The 2,877-nt window shown below is 60.9% G+C and carries 2 protein-coding genes; both read right to left on the bottom strand.

All coding sequences use genetic code 11. The annotated features are described in order from the left end of the window. Positions 1-135 precede the first annotated feature (135 nt). Positions 136-1,044 carry an Abi family protein gene (locus tag BMW66_RS19745; RefSeq protein ID WP_093120874.1) on the bottom strand — a complete coding sequence of 303 codons (909 nt, stop codon included), beginning with the start codon at positions 1,042-1,044 and terminating at the stop codon, positions 136-138. Positions 1,045-1,210: 166 nt separating this feature from the next. Beyond that, the coding region (locus tag BMW66_RS20730) for an HsdM family class I SAM-dependent methyltransferase (RefSeq protein ID WP_139196334.1) at positions 1,211-2,877 on the bottom strand (1,667 nt) is incomplete at its 5' end.

A 2,877-nucleotide genomic window follows, 5' to 3' on the forward strand; every position in this document is an offset into this window, starting at 1 on the left:
GCTATGATGAACCAGAAACCCTCCGTTGTTCAAATCCTCAAATCTGTCCCAAAGGTGCTGACGTCAGACACTCTCACTCAATCACCTCCTGCAGCAAACTTGCTACCCCATGGAAGCGATAATATCTCTCCACCGTCATGCGGTGCCCCTCCAGGCCGGCCGTTCCCTCCAGCCCTCAGGGAAACCCATGTTGTGCGGATCGGCAAGGGGGCAGCCGTCGATCAGATCGACCACACGCTGCTTCCATTCACTCCCCGGCGCGATGATCGACAGCAGGTGATCAAGCATGACTAGGGTGTTGTGCAGATACCGCTCATCCGCACCACGCATGGCGACGGGCAGCTTCGCTGGGTAATTCGGAACCGTCATCTTGACCGTGAACCGCTTGTTCCAGAGCCGTCCGTGATGGGCGCAGATGTTGCGCACATGGCTCATGTGATGCGAGAAGGAGGTGAGGACTTTCTCATCCACGCCGAAGGGTTTGGCGATGGCCTGCCGTTCGGCCCGGCGCTTCAGATCACCGAAGAATTTGGACAGCAGGCCGAAGGACATGACCTCGGCCGCCATCCAGATCGGCGGCAATTCCGGGCTGGTATATTTCTCGCGGTAGTGCACGGCGAAGGTGTCGCGCGAGCGGTCGAATTCCTTGGTCAACTCCGCCACGGCCTTGGCGTGCCGGTCTATATGGGCATAGTGGCTCTGATCCAGATAGCCGTGGGGGCCGTGCGTCATTGCCATGTAATGCGCCCATTGGGCGCGCAATGCGATCTCGACCCGCTCGATCGCATCGAGCACCAGCAGCCGTAGTTCACGGTCAAAGATATAGAGCGTCAGGACATCCTCGAACCGGGTTCCCGCACGGAAAGCATGATCGCCATCTTCCTCGGCGGGAACCTCAAAGGGTAGCCAGTAGGCGCGGAGGCGGTAGTAGGAGATGAATTGCATGTAATGCCGCGCGGCGACCTCGTCCTCGACGATCATGCTCCGCTTCTTGAGAAGCGCGATTTGATCAGGGATCGAGGTGGCGGGCTTGGAGAATTTCATGCAGCGTCACCTCGCTGCGAAACCCAAGCCCCAAAAACAAGTAACCCGCCGGGGTGCGCAGTGCGAAGCCGAGGCTCCGCCCGAGGCGTGGCGGGTCTTGTTACGATCATAGATAGGATACGAACCCTGCCAAAGCAATAACAAACCGGGCAGTCGGGCATGGAAATCACTCAACCACCTCCTGCAAAAGCCCTGCGATCTCGGCTTCCAGCGCCTTCAACTCTGCGTCGATTTCTTCCAGCGGCCGGGGCAGCACGTATTTGTAGAAGTAGCGGTTGAAGTTGATCTCGTAGCCGACACGTCCGACGCCGCCATCCTGTGTGTCGGTGTAGCTCTCGTCCACCCAGGCATCCGGCACGAAGGGCAGAACCTCGCGCTGCACATAGGCGCGCCAGTCCTCGTTCAGCGGCACCAGTTCGTGGTCGCGCAGATCGGTGTCGGGTTCGGGCTTGCCCTTGGCATCGGTGCAGACCTCCGCCGCCTCGACCCGCTCCGACAGAGCGCCCAGAATTGCCTTGCGCACCGGCGCGCCGATCTTGACGCCAGCGGCCCGGAGCGCGTCGCTGAGGGCCGTGTCGAATGCACGGCGGCTCACCCACCGATCACCCGCCAGATGCTGCTCCAGCGACTCCAGAATGGCGCTCTGCGCCTCCTCGTCGAGCCTGGCAAAGGGCTTGGCCTCGCGCAGCGCCTCCAGCCCCTCGGGCGTGATCGCGAAGGCTAGTTTCAGCGGGCGCTCGACCCGGATTTCGCGATAGCCGAAATCGGTGGTGGCGAAGATCTTGGACACGTCGCCCCATTCGCCATCGCCGTTCAGCATCTCGGCATAGATCCGGGCGATCTGATCGCAGGCACCGGGCGGAATCTCGCGGCGCTTGGAGCCGAGCGACTTGCGCATCGATTTCCAGAACCGCTCACCGCTGGCGTCGATCAGCTGCACCTTTCCGCGCCGCGCCCGGTCCTTGCGGTTGGTGAGCAGCCAGACATAGGTCTGGATGCCGGTGTTGTAGAAAAGATCGGTGGGCAGCGCGATGATCGCCTCGACCCAGTCATTCTCCAGCATCCAGCGGCGTATCTCGCTCTCGCCCGACCCGGCCCCGCCGGTGAATAGCGGCGAGCCATTCATGACGATGCCGATGCGCGAGCCCTGCTCGTCGTGCCGCATCTTGGAGATCATGTGCTGCAGGAACAGCAACTGCCCGTCCGAGATGCGCGGCAGCCCAGCCCCGAAGCGCCCGGACATGCCCATCTCCGCCGCCTCATCCTTGATTGGATCGGCGTATTTCTTCCAGTCCACGCCATAGGGCGGATTGGAGAGCATGTAGTGAAAGCGTTTGTTGGGGTGCGCGTCCTGCGTGAGCGTATTGCCGAAGGCGATGTTCTCGGGATTGTGCCCGGTCACCAGCATGTCGGATTTGCAGATCGCGAAGGATTCCGGGTTGAGTTCCTGCCCGAAAAGCTCGACGCGAATGCGGTCGTTCAGCGCCTTCATCTCCATCTCAGCGATCGACAGCATCCCGCCCGTGCCAGCGGCGGGGTCATAGATCTGGCGGATCACACCCGTGCCGGTCAGGGCATCCTTGTCGTTGATCAACAGCAGCGAGACGATCAGACGAATGACTTCGCGCGGGGTATAATGTTCCCCGGCCGTCTCGTTCGAGATTTCCGAAAAGCGCCGGATGAGATCTTCGAACAGATACCCCATCTCGAGGTTGGAGATCGCGTTCGGATGCAGGTCGTGTTTGATCCCATGGTTTGATGGTGCGATCCTTTCTCGGGAATGGAAGGAAGCATTATGGGACAAGTTCGTCACGGGAGCGCCACGACCACGCA

This window comes from Salinihabitans flavidus (genome assembly GCF_900110425.1).
Taxonomy (GTDB): Bacteria; Pseudomonadota; Alphaproteobacteria; order Rhodobacterales; family Rhodobacteraceae; genus Salinihabitans; species Salinihabitans flavidus.

Coding starts and splice junctions, on each gene's coding strand:
- BMW66_RS19745 (WP_093120874.1), bottom strand. CDS start 1,044: ATGAAATTCTCCAAGCCCGCCACCTCGATCCCTGATCAAATCGCGCTT.